Below are 17,557 nucleotides of genomic sequence, written 5' to 3' on the forward strand. Positions count from 1 at the left end.
GAATCCTAGATGCCTTCGCCGTGCATCGACCCGCGCCCACCGGCCAGCCCGCCGACGAATTGGCGGATACGGGGATTGTCGAACGTATGGAAAATCTCGTTAGGGGAGCCCTGGTCGACGATGCGTCCGTTTTCGGTGAAGATGACGATGTCGCTGATTTCCTCGGCGAAGCGCATTTCGTGGGTCACGAGAATGCTTGTCATGCCGTCGCGGATAAGGTCGCGGATCACCCACAGCACCTCGCCGACGGTCTCGGGGTCGAGCGCCGAGGTCACTTCGTCGAACAGCACCAGTTCCGGCTTCATCGCCAGCGCACGGGCAATCGCCACGCGCTGCTGCTGGCCGCCGGAAAGCTGGCCGGGATAGGCGCCGGCTTTTTCGGAGAGCCGCACCTTGTCGAGCAGTTCGCGTGCGAGTTTCTCCGCCTCCCGCGGTTCGACGCCGAGGATGCGGGTCGGGGCCAGCACGATATTGTCCAGCACCGTCAGGTGAGGAAAGAGATTGTATTGCTGGAAGACGATGCCGACGCGTTTGCGCAGTGCGATGCGTTCGGCTTCCCCGGCCAACTGGTCGACACGGGTGCCGTTGACCGTGATGCGCCCGCGCTGGGGCGTCACCAATGCGTTGATGCAGCGCAGGATGGTCGATTTTCCCGAGCCGGAGGGGCCGATGATGGAGACCGCATTGCCCCTGTTGACGGTCAGGTCGATACCCTTCAGCACCTCGGTCTGGCCGAAGGACAGGTGTACGTCTTCCAGTCGCACGATCGTTTCGTCGGTTTTCGTGTTCATCGTCTCAAATCCTCAGGCCGCGTTGAGACGTCGCTCGAGGCGCCGGGTCAGTCGCGAGATCGGGTAGCAAAGCGTGAAGAAGGCGGCCATCACCACGATATAGGCGATAATAGTGAAATCGAGGCGGCGCACTGATGTGCTGGCATCGGTCGCCGCATGCAGCAGTTCGTGCACGCCGACCAGCGAGGCGAGCGAAGTGCCCATGGTGATGGAGGCCAAGATGTTCATCCATGGCGGCAGCGAGCGCCGCAGGCATTGCGGCAGGATGATCCAGCGCAGCGCCTGGCCGCGCGAAAAGCCCAGTCCCTTTGCCGCTTCCCATTGCGTGGTCGGGATGGAAAGGATGGCGCCGCGGGTGATTTCCGCCACATAGGCGCTGGCCGGTATGGCAAGCCCGATCACTGCCTTCAGCCAATCGGGGAAAGGCAGGTAGTTGCCGGCGACCACGACCTCGAAGGGAAAGATGTAAGTCGTCGCGAAGATCAGCACGAGATGCGGCGCGTTGCGAAAGACCTGCACATAGGCGACCACAGGGTAGCGCACCAGCCTGTAGGGCGCCAGTTCCAAGATGCCGAACACGGCTCCGACCGAGGTTCCGAGTGTCATCGCGCACAGGCTGATGACGACGTTCATCACGAAGCCGGAGGCGAGATAGGGAAACCACGTCACCAGTTCGCGACCGAGCGTGAGATCGGTCAGTGACCAGAGGAGGATGACGAGCGGCAGTGCCACGAAACCGATATTGCGCAGCAGGTGGCCGCCCTTGCGCGGCTCGGAAAGCGCGAAGGTCGTCATAGGCCATACCCCGGCACGGCGAGCTTGCGCTCCACCCATAGGCCGATGCGGGCAACGGCGAGATTGATGAGGCTGAAGAACAGCAGGATGACGATCATCAGCGACACGACGTTGTCGCGCTGTGTCCAGACCATGATCGAGGCATAGGTGATCTCGCTGACCGCAATCGCGTTGCCCACCGTCGTCAACTTCACCAGGTTGATGAGATTGTTGACGATCGCCGGAAGCGACGCCCGGAACGCCAGGGGAAATTCGACGTAACGAAGGATCTGCAGCTTGCTGAAGCCGGTGCCGCGCGCCGCCTCCACGGTGGCTAACGGTACGGCCTCGATGCCGGCGCGGATCGCCTCGGCGTGCAAGGCAGCGATGTGCAGCCCCACCACCGCCACCACCCAGAAGAACGGCGTCAGCGGATTGTTCTGTGCGCCGCCGACCAGGTTCGACACGAAGGTGTTGAGCACAAGGAAGCTGAACATCAGCTGCACCAGCGTCGGCGTGTTTCGCGTGATTTCCACGAAGGCGCGCACCGGCGCCGATAGCCAGGGCCTGCCCGATGTCAGGCAGGCGGCAAACAGCAGCCCGGCAATCAGGCTGACGGGGATCAGCAAGGCGATCAGATAAAGCGTGGTGATGAAACCATCACGCCATATCTGCGCCTCGTAACCCGTTGCCAGGAACTCGTAGTTGAGGCCGAGCCTGTTCGTCATGTCGACGAACAGGCTGGTCAGGCTTGTATCCCGCATATCGATTCGCCAGTGCAACCTGTCTTATTTGCTGGCCGACAGGGTGTTGCGCTCCTGTTCGAGATATTCGGTATTGCGGAGACGGTTCGCCTTCGCAAATTCCAGAAGCTTTCCTGACGTATGGAGCTGCCGGATCGTCTTATCGAGTGCCTCGGCCGTGTCCTTCTCGCCCTTTCGCACCCAGATGACGGAATCGGAAGGGAGCAGCTCGGTCGGGAAGAGAATGGTGTAGTCCTTCCACTCCTCGGGCCGATCCTCCAGCAGCAGGCCGACGGTTGCGCCGACATGGACGGCCGCGACGCAATTGCCGCCCTGCAGCGCCAGCAGCGACTCCGGCTGGCTCGGCAGGCCTTTGACCTCGGCGCCGTACTGTTCGATGAGCGGCTGGGTGAAGTTCGACCCCTGTGAAACGCAGACCGGCTTTCCCTTGAGATCCGCCCAGTCCTTCAGGCCGCTGTCCTTGCGTCCGACGGCAGCGCCGCCGCTGCGGTCATAGGGCGTCGGCACCCAGTCGAGCACTTTGGCGCGGTCTTCCGTGTATTGCATGTTGGCAATCAGAATATCGACCTTGCCCTGCTGGAGAAACTGCACCCGGTTCGGGGGCGTGACGGTCACCGTTTCGAGTTTGACGCCGAGATCGTCGGCGAGCGCCTTGGCAATATCGAGATTGTATCCCTTCTGCGTCTGCGAGGTCGGATCGATATAGCCAAAGGGCGCGCCCGACAGGATGACCCCGACGGTGAGGGTGCCGCGGGCTTTGACGCGATCGAGCGTCGCGTCCGCGAATGCCTGCGTTGCCGCCAGCACGGAAATCGAGACGGCCAGGAGCGCCTTCGGGAAAATTTTACGTGACATAGTTTTTCAGCTCCGTTTTGAAAGGAAGGTAGAGGATCAGTTCATGTCCCCGAGCAAATGCTGGCTCTTTTGAACTGACTGTTTAGATCGTTAATGTTTGCTGCGCGGGAAGGAGACGCCGCCACTGGCCTGGAGAAGAGCCTCAGCCGTCTTTCGGGCAACTTCTGCGGGCCTTGCTTCCGGCCGCAGCACCGATCCGGCAAGCGCGCCTTCATAGAGAACGAGCAATTGCTCGCTGAGGTCATCATGGGTAGGGCCGGGCGGGACGAGCCGGCCGAAGAGTTCGCGAAGAAATGCCTTATGCTCGTACGCCACGTTGCGCACGGCGACCGAGCTGGGATTTTCCGTTACCGCGATGAGGAAAGCGCAGCCGCGGAAAGTTTCGCTGCGTGTCTTGTCGGCCAGGCTGTCGAAGATGGAGAGAACGGCCGGCGCATCGCTTTTGCCGGCGATCAGCGTCTCCAGTTGGCCGCTGACCAACGCATGGCGGTGCCTGAGATAGGTAACGATGAGATCTTCTTTGCCGCCGAAATGGCGGTAGAGGGTCGCGCGGGCAATCTTCAGTTCCCGAACGATCTCGTCGATGCCGACCAGATATGTTCCGCGCCGGTAGAAAAGATCGCTAATCGCATTGATGATTGTCTCGCGAAGCGGAAACTGAGCAGCTGTGGAAGGCATGAGGACCCAAAGAGAGAGACGGAACGTTCTTTCTCAGAGAAGACCACTATTGAAATGGATTTTATAGATTTAATTTTTTCAATTCGGCGCGCGCGTTGAAAAATCCTCCGCCCGAGACGCCGCTTTGGTCGACTCCTCCCGAGCGCCTGCCTGGCAACCCGCCTCAACGGGTCGTCGTCACCAAATCGGCTGAGGCGACGAGATTGCTGGGGGCGCGTGTCTTCTTGAATTTCAGCGTCACGACCTTGTAGCCTTCGGCTTCGAGTTTCGAAAGCAGGGCCGGCAGCATCGTTGCGGTGCGCCTGTGGATGTCGTGCATCAGAATGATGCCGCGGCCGCGTTTGTGCAGCAGGTCCATGGTCCGCTGCGTCACCGAGACCGGCGTCCCGGTGAAATAATCCTTGCTGTCGATATCGACATCCATGACCACCATCTCGTGCATGGCGATTGCGGCGCGCAGCTTGTGGCTCTCGGCAAGATAGGGGAAGCGGAAGAAGGAGACATCCGTTCCGGTCGCCTTCGTCACCGCCATCTCGCCTTTCATCACTTCGGCCATCGCGGCGTCGAAACTCAGCGCATTCAGATTGGCGTGCCGGTAGGTGTGGCTGCCGATCGTGTTGCCGTCCATCGCCACTTTGCGGGCGAGCGCCGGATGCATTTCGGCCATCTGGCCGACCATCATGAAGGCGCCTTTGACGCCGAACTGGTCGAGGGTTGCCAGTACCTTATCCGTCCGCCCGGGCACTGGACCATCGTCGAAGCTCAGGATCACTTCCTTCTTGTCGAGCTTGAGATCTGCAAGTGAGGAGACCTCCAGCGTCCGCCCCGCCAGATGATGCGGGCCGGCAAGGAGCGGCGCTGCGGCATCATCGTCGCTCTTGTCGGTCGGCTTCTGCCCTTCGGGCGCAATGACCGAGGAGGTCTTGATCGATGTATCGGGAGTTTGTCTGGTCGTGCTGCAAGCGGTGAGGGCAGCTGTCAGGGCGATGCAGGACAGAACGAGAAAGCGGTGCATGAAAGGGCTCAACAAATCAGTAATGAATGTTGAGGCAACCTTTCGAATTATGGTTAACGATCGGTTGAGATCGGCCGGAATTGTGCCGAAACGCGGCGCTTCGCCGCGTTTCATTGATGGCTGTGGCTATCCTGCCATCGCCTCTTCATATTCGGCCGACAGCATCAGCCAATCTTCTTCGGCGGCGGCGAGTTTTGCCGCGGCTTCGCCGCGCTGCTTTGCCTTCTCGGCGGCCTTGGCGGGCGTTTTCTCATAGAGGGCGGGGTCTGCAAGTTCTGCATCAAGCGCCTGAATCTGTTTCTCCAGCTTGGCCGTCAAGGATTCGATTTCGTTGATCTTTTTCCTGAGCGGCGTCAGCGAGGCGCGCTTTTCCGCATTGAGCTTGCGCTGGTCGGCCTTCGATGTCGTCTCGTCGGCAGCCTGCGGCTTCTCTTCTTTTTTTCTGCCGGAGCTGACGATCAGGTCCCGGTATTCGTCCATGTCGCCTTCGAAACTGGTGACGGTGCCGCCATTGACCAGCCAGAGGCGGTCGACCGTCGCCTCGATCAGATGGCGGTCGTGCGAGATCAGGATGACCGCGCCGTCGTAGTCGTTCAGCGCTTCGATCAACGCGCGGCGGCTGTCGATATCGAGATGGTTGGTCGGCTCGTCGAGGATGAGCAGGTTCGGCGCATGGAAGGCGGCAAGCCCCATCAGCAGGCGGGCCTTTTCGCCGCCGGAAAGGTCCTTGGCGGCGGTTGCCATCTTCTCCGTCGCCAGTCCCATCTGCGCGACGCGGGCGCGCACCTTGGCCTCCGGCTCGGCGGGCATCAGCCGGCGCACATGCTCCACCGCCGACTGCTCAGGAATGAGGTCGTCGAGCTGGTGCTGGGCGAAGAAGCCGATCTTCAGGCCCGGCGCGAGCTTGAGCTCGCCGCTTTCCGGCGCGAGCCGGCCGGAGATGAATTTGGCGAAGGTCGATTTGCCGTTACCGTTCGAGCCGAGCAGGGCGATGCGGTCGTCATTGTCGATGCGCAGGCTGAGGTTCTTCAGGATCGGCTTGCCGGGCGCATAGCCGACGGCGCCGCCCTGGATTGCCACGATCGGCGAGGCCGGCTGCTTCTCCGGCTCGGGGAAGGTGATCGGCTGCACATGGTCCTCGATGACGGCAGCAACCGTCCCCATGCGCTCGAGCGCCTTGACGCGCGATTGCGCCTGGCGCGCCTTCGAGGCCTTGGCCTTGAAGCGGTCGATGAAGCTCTGCAGATGCTTGCGCGCCGCTTCGTTTTTCGCCTTGGCTTTCGTCTGCAATTCGTCGGCTTCCGCCTTCTGCCGCTCGAACTGGTCGTAATTGCCGCGGTAGAAGGTGAGCTTCCTCTGGTCGAGATGCACGATGGAATTGACCGCGTTGTTCAAGAGGTCGCGGTCGTGGCTGATGATGATGACGGTGTGCGGATAGCGGCGGATATAGTCCTCCAGCCACATCGTACCTTCGAGATCGAGATAGTTGGTCGGCTCGTCGAGCAGAAGCAGATCCGGCTCGGCAAACAGCACGGCCGCAAGCGCCACGCGCATGCGCCAGCCGCCGGAGAAGGAGGAGGCGGGACGGGCTTGCGCAGCCTGATCGAAGCCCAGGCCGGCGAGAATGCTTGCCGCGCGCGCTTCGGCCGAATGCGCGTCGATATCGACGAGGCGCATCTGGATTTCGGCGATGCGGTGCGGATCGCTCGCCGTTTCCGCTTCGGCAAGCAGTGCCGCGCGTTCCTTGTCGGCCGCAAGCACGATCTCGATCAGCGAATCCTCGGTTCCGGGCGCTTCCTGCGCCACCTGGCCGATGCGCGCGCCCTTCGGGATCGACACCGATCCGGTCTCCGCGCTGAGATCGCCGGTGACGACGCGAAACAGCGTGGACTTGCCGGCGCCATTGCGCCCGACGAGGCCTGCCTTCGTGCCCGAAGGCAAAGAGACGCTGGCATTGTCGAGAAGCAGGCGTCCGGCGATGCGGGCGGAAATGTCTGTGATCGTGATCATGGCCGGCGTTTTGGCCGAAAGCGCCCGTCAAGGCAAGAGTGCTTCACCAAGACGGGAGCGCATGTCTCACGGCCTCAGCGGCCGAAAGCCTGCACCGGCAGGCGGCGGTTCGACTGCGCTGCGAGAAGTGCCACGCGCGCATTGGCCTGCAACTGTCCCGGCGTTGCCGCATCGGCGCTCAGCGCCACGCCGATCGAGACGGTGAGCCTGCCGGGATCGGCCTTGTCCGAAGTCGAGAAGACGAGATTGTCCTCGACGGAGCTGCGCAGCCGCTCGGCGATCGCCATGGCATCCTGCATGCCGACGTTGGAAAACAGGAAGCCGAATTCATCGGCCTCGGTGCGGGCGACGAAATCGTTCTTCTTGATGGATTTGCGGAAGAGGCCGGCGAGCTTCTTCAGGAGCTTGTTGCCGGCCTGCGTGCCGTACCGGTCGTTGAGGTCGGCGAAATTGTCGATATCGACCATGAGCAGCGCGCAGCCGGCCGCCCCCTCTTCGCGTTCGTAGAGTTCCGATATCACCCGGTTGAACGCGACGCGGTTCGCGAGCCCGGTGATCCTGTCGGCAACAGCGGCCGACTGCATCGCCGAAATGCCGCGCTCCAGCACTTCCAGCGCCTTGATGTCTTCCTGCAGCCTGGCGCCGATCTCCATCTCGGCCGACAGCACCGCCGTCAGTGAGGCGGAGAGGTAATCGATCTCGCTGATGAAGGCGGCAAGGCTCTGGTCCTCCTGGCCCGAGACGGACTTCAGGATCTGGCCGCAGGCACGCGCAAAGGCATTCTTGTGCTTGAGACCTTCGGCAAGCCGCTCGGCAACCTCGCGCAGCATCCGGCTCGCTTCGTTCCGTGACGTCTCACCTGCCAGCCCGCAATGGCCGACGAGGCGGTATTTCAGCCCGAGTTCGTCGAGCATCGCCTGTTGCGGCTGGGGCCCAAGCGCCGCGATATCCTGCGCCAGGCCTGGATTGAGCCCGATGATCGCCTCGTGGAAGAGTTCATAGTTGCGCGGCAGTGCGGCAACGTTGAGGCGCGCCATGTGCTGGGCGATCCTCTGGATATCAGCCATCGGCGCCGGGCGCACGGCCTCGCGCGCCACCAGTGCGTTTGCGCTTGCATTCTGCATGACGATCCCTCGCGGCCCGGCCTCATTTCTCACCTTCCGCTATGCCCGCAAGCTTTTAAAAGAGGCTGAATTTGCGAAGGGAAGCGCCGGATTGGCGAGGAGAACCGGCAAAGGCGGTTAATTCAGTCTTGATGGACGCTGCTGGCTCACATCCATTCGCGGCCCTCGCTGCGCAGGAAATAGATGAGATCAAGCCGGAGGCTCGGCTTGCCGAGCGCCGTCAGGGTCATGTGGCATTGGCCGCGATGATGGGTCTGGTGGTTGAAGAAATGCGCAAGCGCAGTCCACAATGGCTGGGTGACTCCGATTGGTTGCGTCACCGGCGTGTAGGTGAAGTCGGCGGCAAGGGCTGTCTCGTCAAGCGTGCCCGTCCAGGCCATGATCCGCTCGTCCTCTGTGTCGCGTGCAGCGGCAAGCGCATCCAGCTCTTCGAAGAGCACGGCATCGAGCGTCGTCGGCGCATCGCCGGTGCCGGTGAAGCGCTTCGTCCATATCCGGTCGGCGACGAGCAGATGATTGAGCGTGCGATGCAGCGAGCCGAAGAAGGCGCCGCGGTCGCTGCGGAATTCCGCAGCGGTGAGTTCGGCCGCAGCCGCATAGACTTGGGCGTTGGCCCAGCGATTATAGGCGGCGAACATCCTGTAATGTTTGAGCATCCGGTCCCCCTTGTCGTCGCGGCAGTCTAGCCCGTTTTCCGGCAAATCGCAGTGATGTGCCCATGAAATTTCCTGATTTGATCGCAGCCGCTTTCTGTCGTGGAATGGCCGGAGCTTCGATCTCGAAAGGACTGTCATGACCAGAGCCCTCTATTCCCTCTGCGGCGCCGATGAACGGCGCTTCTTCTCACCCCATTGCTGGAAGGCGGTGATGGCACTGGCGCATAAGGGGCTCGATTTCGAGGAGATTCCGACGACCTATACCCGCATTCGCGCGATTGGCGGCGGTGTCTCCCCGACCTTACCGGTGCTCGATGACAACGGCCGGCTGATCCCGGATAGTTTCGCGATCGCCCTCTATCTGGAGGAGGCCTATCCCGAGCGGCCGTCGCTGTTTGGCGGCGAGGGCGGTAAGGCGCTGTCGCGCATGGTGGAAGGCTATTCGCAGATGATCATCCATCCGGCGATCATGCGGATCGCCCTTCTCGACATTCATGCGATCCTCGATGAGGGAGACAAGGCCTATTTCCGCGAAAGCCGCGAGGTGAGGCTCGGCAATCCGCTGGAAGTGGTTGCCGCCGACAGCGAGGCGGAGAGCGCTGCCTTCGCCGCCAAGCTGGAGCCGCTCCGGCATATGCTGAAGTTCCAGCCCTTCATCGGCGGGCAGACGCCGCTCTTTGCCGACTATATCGTCTTCGGCGCCCTGCAATGGCTGCGCGTCTGCGCCGGCCTTGCCATGCTGGCCGCCGACGATCCCGTCATGGCCTGGTTCGAGCGCTGCCTGGATCTCCATGAAAGCCGGGGCCGGACTGTGACAGCGGCGTGAAATTGCCGCTTACCCTCGTTTGGCTGCCTCCTCAATCCTGCACGTTCCGCCATGCCGTTTGCAGACGTGGGTGTCAGATTTGATGATGCCGCCGGCGCAATCTCGTCCGGCCGCTCAATCTCACAATCCCAATTCGGGCTACAGTCTCTTGAAGAATCACGCCGAAACTGTTCCGAATTTTACCGGGTATTCCGGATATGGGCGCAGATGAGCATAGACCAAAAAATACTTGTTCTTTTTCTTGCGTCTGGCAATGGATACATGGCCATTTACTCAATATATTGGTTTATAAGGTCGACAGAATTTTATTATAAAAATGGATGGGACTTCAATTTTGATTTTGGTCCCGAAATATATCGTTCGGAGTTTCACGATGAGTCGGAGAAAATTAAAGGGAAGGTCAAATATTTTATCTACCTTCCAACTATTGTAGTTATATCAACTGTTTTGGAGATTTCGCTTATGTACTTGGTGCTCACCCGCGTTATCGGCGGATAGTCGCCTGAATGGGACCATTTTCCAACAAATGGGCTTGCTTCAGGTGCGTTTTGGGATTTCGGCGCCACAGCGCGCGGACATGAGAGCTGCCGCAACCTGGCAATGGTCTGCGCCCAGTTTGAGCCACTCGGCATAGCATTGCTCATCTTTCCGCACTCAATGGAATTGACGCTGTAGTCTCCAATGTGGTGGTGCCATTGATCTTGCGAGTCTGGTTCGAGTGCTGCCTCGATCTCCACCAAAGCCGGGGCCGGACTGTGACAGCGGCGTGAAATTGCCGCCGGCCTCTTGTTTTCGGGCGTGGGGGCGGATAAAGACCGCCCACTTTCCCCGAGAAACCAGAGGATTTGACTATGGCGATTGAACGCACCTTCTCGATGATCAAGCCTGACGCAACCAAGCGCAACCTGACGGGCGCCATCACCAAGATGCTCGAAGATGCCGGCCTGCGCGTCGTCGCCTCCAAGCGCGTCTGGATGAGCCGCCGCGAAGCTGAAGGCTTCTACGCTGTTCACAAGGATCGCCCCTTCTTCGGCGAACTCGTCGAAGGCATGACCTCCGGCCCGACCGTCGTCCAGGTCCTGGAAGGCGAAGGCGCGATCCTCAAGAACCGCGAAATCATGGGCGCGACCAACCCGGCAAACGCTGACGAAGGCACGATCCGCAAGGTTCACGCCCTTTCGATCGGTGAAAACTCCGTCCACGGCTCGGATGCTCCGGAAACGGCTGCCCAGGAAATCAAGTACTGGTTCTCGGACACCGAAGTCGTCGGCTGAGGCCATGCTTCGGCATTGCCTCGCAATGCCTTGAATTGACTCTCGAAAGCCGGGGCCATGCTCCGGCTTTTTCTATGCTCGTTCTATTCCGGGCATTTGTCGGTGTTCGAAAAATCGACGCTGCCGTCCGGCTTGAAGACCTCCGGGTTCTTTTCATAAAGCGCACCGACGACGAGCGGCTTGCTCGGCAGCACCGTCTGGTCGAGGTCCGAGCGGAACTCAGTCTTCAATTGCTGCAGCACCTTGCCGTCCTTGTCGACCAGCCGGACATTCACCGTATAGGGCCGGTCCTTGCGTACGCAGTGCAGGTTTTCGCTCTGCAGCGCGATCTTGTCGTCGATCGGATAGATTTTCTGGTTCAGCACCAGCGGGGCGCCGCCTTGCGGATTTTCGAATTCGGCGATGATGAGAGAACCGTCGGGAATGGGGCCGGTCTTCTTCAAGGTCAGCAGATAGGTGGCGCTCGCGACGCGATAGTTGAAGACGAAGAGATGGCCGGTGACTTCGACGAGGTTTTCGGCCTGGCGCTGGCAGGCGGACAGCAGAAGGGCGGCGGTGGCCGCCATGATGATCCAATGGTTTCTCATGGTGTCTCCTCCTTCTTGCGGCGATAATGCCGGTTCGCCTTGGCGCGGTTGCCGCAGACCGCCATGTCGCACCAGGCGCGGCTCCTGTTCTTGCTGCGATCGATGAACAGCCAGCCGCAATTGCCGCAGATCTTCATGCGCTCCGGATCGGGCATGGCGATCAGCCGGAGCACGGAATGGGCGGTCGCGGCGGCCAGGCTGCCGGGATGTGCGCCGCGCAGCGTCTTCGCCAGCGCTTCCAGCAGGCCGGCCAGCAAGTGGTCGCCGCTGCCTTCAAGTATACGCTTGCGGAAATAGAGGTCGATCGCCTCCCGCAGCGCGATGAAATCCGCCTCGTTCTCCTCAGCCACCGGCGTGATGTCGCCGAAGAGGGCGCGTTCGGCGCAGAATTCGGCGGCAGCGCTGGGAAAGCTGCGCATCTGGTCCCTGACCGCAAAACGGTCGATCCGCCGCCTGGCATCGTGGCGCAGGACGACGCTGTTGGCGACATCGAGCGCCAGTGCGCCGCCGGCAAAGCGGTGAGGGGTCCAGGAAAAGCTCATGATGAAATTATAACTGGCTAAAAATGTTTTACCAGTTATAATTTTGTTGACGCGGAGTGTCCGGAATGGCCTATCTTCTGCAGCAGCTGGCGAATGCGGTTCCGCTTGCCGCCCTCTATGCCGCGCTCGCCTTCGGTTACGCCGTTGCCTTCGGCGTGACGAAGCGCGCCGATATCACCTATGGGGCGATCTTCGCCTTTTCGGGCCAGATCCTGCTGCTCTTCACGGAACTCGCTTTCGTCAGGTTCTGGCTGGTACTGCCGGCGGCTTTGGCCGTCGGGGCCTGCGCCTCCATCGCCTATTCGGTGGGGGCCGGCTTATGGATCGGCCGCTCGATCATGATACCGCTGGTCAAGAAGTCGCCGAACACGGTCATCGTCGCCGCGCTCGGCATGATGATCGTGCTGATGGAGACCGCCCGGCTCGCCGCCGATACCCGGGCGATCTGGCTACCGCCGTTCCTGAACGATGTCGTCGTCTTCTGGAGCGACGGCCCGTTCAAGGTGACACTCACCTATATCCAGCTGGTCGATACGGCGCTAATGTCAGCACTCGTCGCGATCGGCGCGCTGATCCTGAGGCGCACGGCCTGGGGCCGCATCTGGCGGGCCGTCACCGACGATCCGCTGGCCGCCGAGCTTTGCGGCACCAGCGCCGACCGCGTCTTTCTCGTCGCTTATGCGGCAGCCAGCCTCGTCGCCACGATCTGCGGCATCCTGGCGACCTTCTACTACGGTTCGATGGATTTCGGCGCCGGTCTGATGTTCGGGCTGAAAGTGCTGCTGATCGCAGCCGTCGGCGGCTATTCCGATCCGCTGCGCTCGGCGGGCGGGGCCGCCGGGCTCGCGGTCGTCGAAACCCTCTGGGGCGCCTACGGCCCCTTCGTCTGGCGGGATCTCGTCATCTTTTCGCTGCTCGTCCTGCTCCTAGTCATGAGCCGCAGGGAGCGGGTAGTGCTCTGACTACTTCCACTTGTCGCGTGCCGCATCGTCGGCGTCTTTCGCCGCGACCCAATCGCCGCTAGCGCCATCCTTGCCGTGCTCCTTCTTCCAGAAGGGGGCGGCGGTCTTCAGGAAATCCATGACGAAATTGGCCCCGTCGAACGCCGCCTGCCGGTGCGGCGCGGCTGCGACGACGAGCACGATGTTCTCGCCGGGGGCGATCTTGCCGTAGCGGTGGATGGCGGTGAGCCCGAGCAGCCCGAAACGGGCGATGGCGAGATCGCCGATGCGGGTCATCTCGGCTTCGGCCATGCCGGGATAATGCTCGAGTTCGAGGGCCGCGAGCGTCCCGCCTTCATCGCGGCAGAGGCCGGAGAAGGTCACGACGGCGCCGATGCCGGCTTTGCCCTTGGAGAGGAGATCGACTTCGGCTTGCAGGTCGAAGTCTTCGCGTTGGACGCGGATGGTGGGGGTGACGGTCACAGCGAAATCCTCCGCTGCTTTGATGCGCTGCCATATCCCCACCCACCCTCATTCCTGTGCTTGTCACAGGAATCCAGTGCGCCCAAGTCCTTGGGCGCGGGAGACAGTATTCGCCCTCGAAGGAAGTCATTCACCGCGCGGACGCGCGGTGGCTGGATTCCTGTGACAGGCACAGGAATGAGGGAGAGAAAGGAAGACGCAGTCGTACCCATTGGCAGCTTTCCGAAGCCCAAGCGGGCCGAGTTTACCCCCCCGTCATCGGCGGAAAGATCCCGATCTCCCGCGCGCCCGATATCGGTTCGTCATGCTCGACATGTTCCATGTCGAGCGCAACGCGGATCACCTCGGGATATTGAAGCGCCGTCTCATATTCTTCGCCCAGCGTCTTCAAATGATTCAGGAGATCGGCGACGGTGACGACGGAGGAGGGGAGGTCGATCTCCTCCTCGCCCTTGCCGATGCGCTCGCGCACCCATGCGAAATAGACCAGCCGCGTCATTCTTCGTCGTCCACGATATGTTTCAGCCCGGCGCGGAAATAGTCGTAGCCGGTATAGATGGTCAGCAGCGCCGCGATCCACAGAAGCGCGATGCCGGTCTGTGTCGTATAAGGGAAAATCTCATCGCCGGCCGGGCCGGCGAGCAGGAAGGCGATGGCGACCAGTTGCAGCGTCGTCTTCCATTTGGCGATCCGCGTCACCGGCACGCTGACCTTCAGCGCCGCCAGATATTCGCGCAGGCCTGAAACCAGGATCTCGCGGCAGAGAATGATGATCGCCGCCCAGATCGACCAGCCGGCGATAGTCTGGTCGGCTGCGACAAGCAAAAGGATCGAGGCGACCAGCAGCTTGTCGGCGATCGGATCGAGCATGCGGCCGATATTCGACGTCTGGTTCCAGATGCGCGCGAGATAGCCATCGAGGAAATCGGTGATCGAGGCGATGACGAAGATCCACAGCGCCACCCAGCGCGCCGTATTGCTGATCGACAGCCTGCCCTCGACGAAGAAGCAGAGAACGATCAGCGGCACGGCGAGGATGCGGCCGTAGGTCAGAAGATTGGGAATGCTGTACGCACGCGATGCCATGGGATCGTTCTCTGAATTGATGCGCCGCTCCAGCGCCGCGCGTCTTTTCAGACGCATGAAGGACGCTGCAACACTTTAAATCCTCGCATCGTGCTTTCCTGATATCGATTCCGATTTTTCGGCCCGATGCGGGTAGATGACGGCTTTGACCGCGGACCGTCAACATTCTTTCTGTCTTTTCACTGCCTTTGCGTGGAATTTGCGACGCCGGCCCGTTATTTCGCGGCGTCGTCGTGGAAATGGTTATAGACCTGCCTGGCGACGGCTTCCGATATGCCTTCCACCGTCATCAGGTCGGACAAGGCGGCGCGTGAAACCGCCTTCGCCGTGCCGAAATGCTGAAGCAGCGCGCGTTTGCGCGACGGGCCGATGCCGCCGATCTCGTCGAGCGGATTCTTGACCATTTCCTTCTTGCGCCGCGCCCGGTGCGAGCCGATCGCAAAACGATGCGCCTCGTCGCGCATGCGCTGGATGAAGTAGAGCACCGGGTCGCGCGGCGGCAGCGTGAAGCTCTCGCGCCCCGGCGGGAAGAAGCGCTCGCGCCCGGCATCGCGGTCGACACCCTTGGCGATGCCGATCGCCGTCACGCTCTCGGTGATGCCGAGCTCGGCCAGGATCGCGCGCACGGCGGTCATCTGCCCCTGACCGCCGTCGATCAGGATCACGTCGGGCCAGGCGGGGAAGGGCATGTCGGCGGCGTCGGCTGCTGCCTGCGCCGTCCGGTCGGGAATGCCTTCCTCCTTGATCAGCCGCGAGAACCGCCGGGTCATCACCTCCTTCATCATCCCGAAGTCGTCGCCGGGGGTGATGTCGGTCGATTTGATGTTGAACTTACGGTACTGGTTTTTCACGAAGCCTTCCGGCCCCGCCACCACCATGCCGCCGACGGCATTGGTGCCCATGATGTGCGAGTTGTCGTAGATCTCGATGCGCTGCGGCGCATAGCCAAGCCCGAAAGTTTCCTTGAAGCCTTCGAGCAGGCGCGATTGCGATGCCGTCTCGGCAAGCTTTCGTCCATGCGCCTCGCGCGCATTGCCGACCACGTGCTCGACGAGATCGCGCTTCTCGCCGCGCTGCGGCACGAGAATGGAGACCTTGTGGCCGGCCTTTTCGCTGAGCGCCGCGGCGAGAAGCTCCAGCTCCTCGACCGTTTCCGACAGCATGATCTGCTTCGGCACCGGCTTGTCGTCATAGAACTGCGCGAGGAAGGCATTCAGCACCTCGGCGCTTGATAGTTGCGGGTCGGCCTTTGGAAAATAGGCGCGGTTGCCCCAATTCTGACCTGTGCGGAAGAAGAACACCTGGATGCAGGAAACGCCGCCTTCGTGATGGATGGCGAAAACGTCAGCCTCCTCGACGCCGGCCGGATTGATGCCCTGGTGGCTCTGCACATGCGAGAGTGCCGCCAGGCGGTCGCGATAGATCGCCGCCCGTTCGAAATCGAGATCCTCGGCCGCCTGGTTCATGGCTTCCGCCATGTGCGACTTCACCTTCTGGCTCTTGCCGGACAGGAAGTCTTTCGCCTCCTGCACCAGCTCGGCGTAGCCCTCGTCGCTGACCTCATGCGTGCAGGGCCCGGAACAGCGCTTGATCTGGTAGAGCAGGCAGGGCCGCGTGCGCGTTTCGAAGACGCTGTCGGTGCAGGTGCGGATCAGGAAGGCGCGCTGCAGCGAATTGATCGTCCGCCCGACCGCGCCGGCCGAAGCGAAAGGCCCGAAATAATCGCCCTTCCGAGCCCGCGCGCCGCGATGCTTGAAAATGGCAGGCGCCCGGTGATCGCCGGTGATGAGGATATAGGGAAACGATTTGTCGTCGCGCAGCAGCACGTTAAAGCGCGGCCGCAAGCGCTTGATCAGATTCGCTTCCAGCAGCAGCGCTTCGGTTTCCGTGCGCGTCGTCACGAATTCCATGTTCGCCGTCTGCCGCACCATCTGGGCGATGCGGTTGGAATGGACCCGGCCGACGGCGTAATTGCCGACGCGCTTCTTCAGGCTGCGCGCCTTGCCGACATAGAGCACGTCGCCTTCGGCATTGAACATGCGGTAGACGCCGGGGCTGTTCGGCAGGCGCTTGACGAATTCGCCGATCAGTTCGGCGCCGATGAGACCGGTCTCGTTGAGGCTGCCGGCGTTCCAGTCGACCGCTGCCGCAAGGGGCGAGGCGGAAACGTCGCCTTCCACCTCGATATCGTCTTCGCTCTCGTCCGTATCGTCGTAGAGAACGCCGCCATCCGGCAGCTTTCGTCCGTTCATTCCTTAATCTCCGCCACGTCGGGCGTCTGCCAGGCAAGGTGCTGGCCGCCGTCGAGGGCAATCATCTGGCCGGTGATCGAGGGCGTGTCGTAAAGGAAGCGAATCGTTTGCCCGAATTCTTCCAGTGCCGGCCCTCGCTGCAGGATAAGGGCTGAGACCTGCGCTTGGAAGTCCTCCAACGACTGCCGCTCGCTCGGCATCGAGGGACCGGGGCCGATGGCGTTGACACGAATGCGCGGCGCCAATGCCTGGGCAAGCGTTTGCGTCGCCGTCCACAGCGCGGACTTGGAGAGCGTATAAGAATAGAAGCTGGGCCTCAGCGCCCAGACCCGCTGGTCGATGATGTTGACGATCAGCCCCGCGGCCTCGGCCGGCATCTGTTGCGCGAAGGCCGCCGCAAGGATCGAGGGCGCGCGCACATGCAGGTCGAAGTGCAGCGCCCATGTGGCTGCGTTGAAACCGCGCGCGGAATCATGCTGGAAGACCGACGCATTATTGACGAGCAGATCGAGCGGTCCGAGCGCTTCCGACGCCCTTGCGACCAGTTCGCCCGCTTCACTGACATCGGTAAGATCGGCCTGCAGCGCGACCGCCCTTTGTCCCTTTCGCCGCAATTCCGCCGCCAGCTCCTCGGCTTCGCCAAGGGAGCCGTTCGCGTGGATCGCAACGGAAAAGCCATTTGCAGCAAGGTCTTCGGCGATTGCCCGGCCTATTCTCTTGGCAGCCCCTGTTATGAGAGCTGAGCGAAGTCTTTTGTGGTTCAAAATCTTGCCTTCTGGTCCCGCGAGTCTGTGTGCAACCTATATAGGGGCCGGCGGAGATTATATAAATAGGTGGCTGCGGTTGCATCCGAGGCCGGGATATTCTATGTATTATTTAAGAATGCGATTTCTTAAAAT

General features: G+C 61.5%; 19 protein-coding genes. 3 read left to right on the plus strand and 16 right to left on the minus strand.

Annotation, left to right across the window (positions count from 1 at the left end; genetic code table 11):
• Nucleotides 1–5: 5 nt before the first annotated feature.
• The 9 genes from QD408_RS04565 to QD408_RS04605 all read right to left on the minus strand — a co-directional run bounded on the left by QD408_RS04565 (nucleotide 6) and on the right by QD408_RS04605 (nucleotide 8,667).
• Nucleotides 6–791 (minus strand): amino acid ABC transporter ATP-binding protein, encoded by a 786-nt coding sequence (locus tag QD408_RS04565; protein WP_414138489.1) that lies wholly within the window; start codon nucleotides 789–791, stop codon nucleotides 6–8.
• 12 nt (nucleotides 792–803) lie between these two features.
• Nucleotides 804–1,586 (minus strand): amino acid ABC transporter permease, encoded by a 783-nt coding sequence (locus QD408_RS04570; protein WP_088682041.1) that lies wholly within the window; start codon nucleotides 1,584–1,586, stop codon nucleotides 804–806.
• Nucleotides 1,583–2,329 carry an amino acid ABC transporter permease gene (locus QD408_RS04575; RefSeq protein ID WP_414138490.1) on the minus strand — a complete coding sequence of 249 codons (747 nt, stop codon included), beginning with the start codon at nucleotides 2,327–2,329 and terminating at the stop codon, nucleotides 1,583–1,585. The genes QD408_RS04570 and QD408_RS04575 overlap by 4 nt, the downstream gene beginning before the upstream one ends.
• Nucleotides 2,330–2,353: 24 nt before the next feature.
• Nucleotides 2,354–3,184: a transporter substrate-binding domain-containing protein gene (locus tag QD408_RS04580; RefSeq protein ID WP_414138491.1), complete on the minus strand. Its 831-nt coding sequence runs from the start codon at nucleotides 3,182–3,184 to the stop codon at nucleotides 2,354–2,356.
• Between the two features lie 90 nt (nucleotides 3,185–3,274).
• Nucleotides 3,275–3,862, minus strand: a complete 588-nt coding sequence (locus QD408_RS04585) for a TetR/AcrR family transcriptional regulator (protein WP_414138492.1) — start codon at nucleotides 3,860–3,862, stop codon at nucleotides 3,275–3,277.
• Nucleotides 3,863–4,025: 163 nt separating this feature from the next.
• Nucleotides 4,026–4,877, minus strand: a complete 852-nt coding sequence (locus QD408_RS04590) for a polysaccharide deacetylase family protein (protein ID WP_088682045.1) — start codon at nucleotides 4,875–4,877, stop codon at nucleotides 4,026–4,028.
• A gap of 126 nt (nucleotides 4,878–5,003) precedes the next feature.
• Nucleotides 5,004–6,887, minus strand: coding sequence for an ABC-F family ATP-binding cassette domain-containing protein (locus tag QD408_RS04595; protein ID WP_088682046.1), 1,884 nt, complete (start codon nucleotides 6,885–6,887; stop codon nucleotides 5,004–5,006).
• Nucleotides 6,888–6,961: 74 nt separating this feature from the next.
• A complete protein-coding gene (locus QD408_RS04600; RefSeq protein WP_414138493.1) occupies nucleotides 6,962–8,011 on the minus strand; it encodes a diguanylate cyclase domain-containing protein in 1,050 nt (349 codons plus the stop codon).
• A gap of 146 nt (nucleotides 8,012–8,157) precedes the next feature.
• Nucleotides 8,158–8,667 (minus strand): DinB family protein, encoded by a 510-nt coding sequence (locus tag QD408_RS04605; RefSeq protein ID WP_414138494.1) that lies wholly within the window; start codon nucleotides 8,665–8,667, stop codon nucleotides 8,158–8,160.
• Nucleotides 8,668–8,803: 136 nt separating this feature from the next.
• On the opposite strand from QD408_RS04605, the gene QD408_RS04610 reads away from it, so the two are divergent.
• Together QD408_RS04610 and ndk are read left to right on the plus strand one after the other, a co-directional pair.
• Complete coding sequence (locus QD408_RS04610; protein WP_414138495.1) at nucleotides 8,804–9,493, plus strand: glutathione S-transferase family protein; 690 nt, start codon at nucleotides 8,804–8,806, stop codon at nucleotides 9,491–9,493.
• An 851-nt stretch (nucleotides 9,494–10,344) separates the two neighbouring features.
• Nucleotides 10,345–10,767, plus strand: coding sequence for a nucleoside-diphosphate kinase (ndk, locus tag QD408_RS04615; RefSeq protein ID WP_003574140.1), 423 nt, complete (start codon nucleotides 10,345–10,347; stop codon nucleotides 10,765–10,767).
• An 83-nt stretch (nucleotides 10,768–10,850) separates the two neighbouring features.
• Here ndk and QD408_RS04620 read toward each other — a convergent pair whose 3' ends face one another.
• Together QD408_RS04620 and QD408_RS04625 are read right to left on the minus strand one after the other, a co-directional pair.
• Nucleotides 10,851–11,354, minus strand: coding sequence for a hypothetical protein (locus QD408_RS04620; RefSeq protein WP_414138496.1), 504 nt, complete (start codon nucleotides 11,352–11,354; stop codon nucleotides 10,851–10,853).
• Nucleotides 11,351–11,896, minus strand: a complete 546-nt coding sequence (locus QD408_RS04625) for a CGNR zinc finger domain-containing protein (protein ID WP_414138497.1) — start codon at nucleotides 11,894–11,896, stop codon at nucleotides 11,351–11,353. The genes QD408_RS04620 and QD408_RS04625 overlap by 4 nt, the downstream gene beginning before the upstream one ends.
• Nucleotides 11,897–11,961: 65 nt before the next feature.
• Between QD408_RS04625 and QD408_RS04630 the strand changes: the two genes are divergently transcribed.
• On the plus strand, nucleotides 11,962–12,858 hold the full coding sequence (locus QD408_RS04630) for a branched-chain amino acid ABC transporter permease (protein WP_414138498.1): 897 nt from the start codon (nucleotides 11,962–11,964) through the stop codon (nucleotides 12,856–12,858).
• Here the strand turns inward: QD408_RS04630 and QD408_RS04635 are convergent, their stop codons facing one another.
• From QD408_RS04635 to QD408_RS04655, 5 genes are all read right to left on the minus strand, one after another.
• On the minus strand, nucleotides 12,859–13,320 hold the full coding sequence (locus QD408_RS04635; RefSeq protein ID WP_088682053.1) for a molybdenum cofactor biosynthesis protein MoaE: 462 nt from the start codon (nucleotides 13,318–13,320) through the stop codon (nucleotides 12,859–12,861).
• 244 nt (nucleotides 13,321–13,564) lie between these two features.
• Complete coding sequence (gene moaD, locus QD408_RS04640) at nucleotides 13,565–13,819, minus strand: molybdopterin converting factor subunit 1 (protein ID WP_088682055.1); 255 nt, start codon at nucleotides 13,817–13,819, stop codon at nucleotides 13,565–13,567.
• The gene (gene pgsA / locus QD408_RS04645) at nucleotides 13,816–14,406 is read right to left on the minus strand and encodes a CDP-diacylglycerol--glycerol-3-phosphate 3-phosphatidyltransferase (RefSeq protein ID WP_088682097.1); all 591 of its coding nucleotides are present in this window, start codon (nucleotides 14,404–14,406) and stop codon (nucleotides 13,816–13,818) included. The genes moaD and pgsA overlap by 4 nt, the downstream gene beginning before the upstream one ends.
• A 215-nt stretch (nucleotides 14,407–14,621) precedes the next feature.
• Nucleotides 14,622–16,658 carry an excinuclease ABC subunit UvrC gene (gene uvrC / locus QD408_RS04650; RefSeq protein ID WP_414138499.1) on the minus strand — a complete coding sequence of 679 codons (2,037 nt, stop codon included), beginning with the start codon at nucleotides 16,656–16,658 and terminating at the stop codon, nucleotides 14,622–14,624.
• Nucleotides 16,655–17,422: an SDR family oxidoreductase gene (locus QD408_RS04655; protein WP_414138500.1), complete on the minus strand. Its 768-nt coding sequence runs from the start codon at nucleotides 17,420–17,422 to the stop codon at nucleotides 16,655–16,657. Before QD408_RS04655 ends, uvrC begins: the two co-directional genes overlap by 4 nt.
• Nucleotides 17,423–17,557: the final 135 nt, after the last annotated feature.

Origin of the sequence: Rhizobium sp. BR 249 (assembly GCF_047445895.1) — a bacterium.
Classification (GTDB): Bacteria; Pseudomonadota; Alphaproteobacteria; order Rhizobiales; family Rhizobiaceae; genus Rhizobium.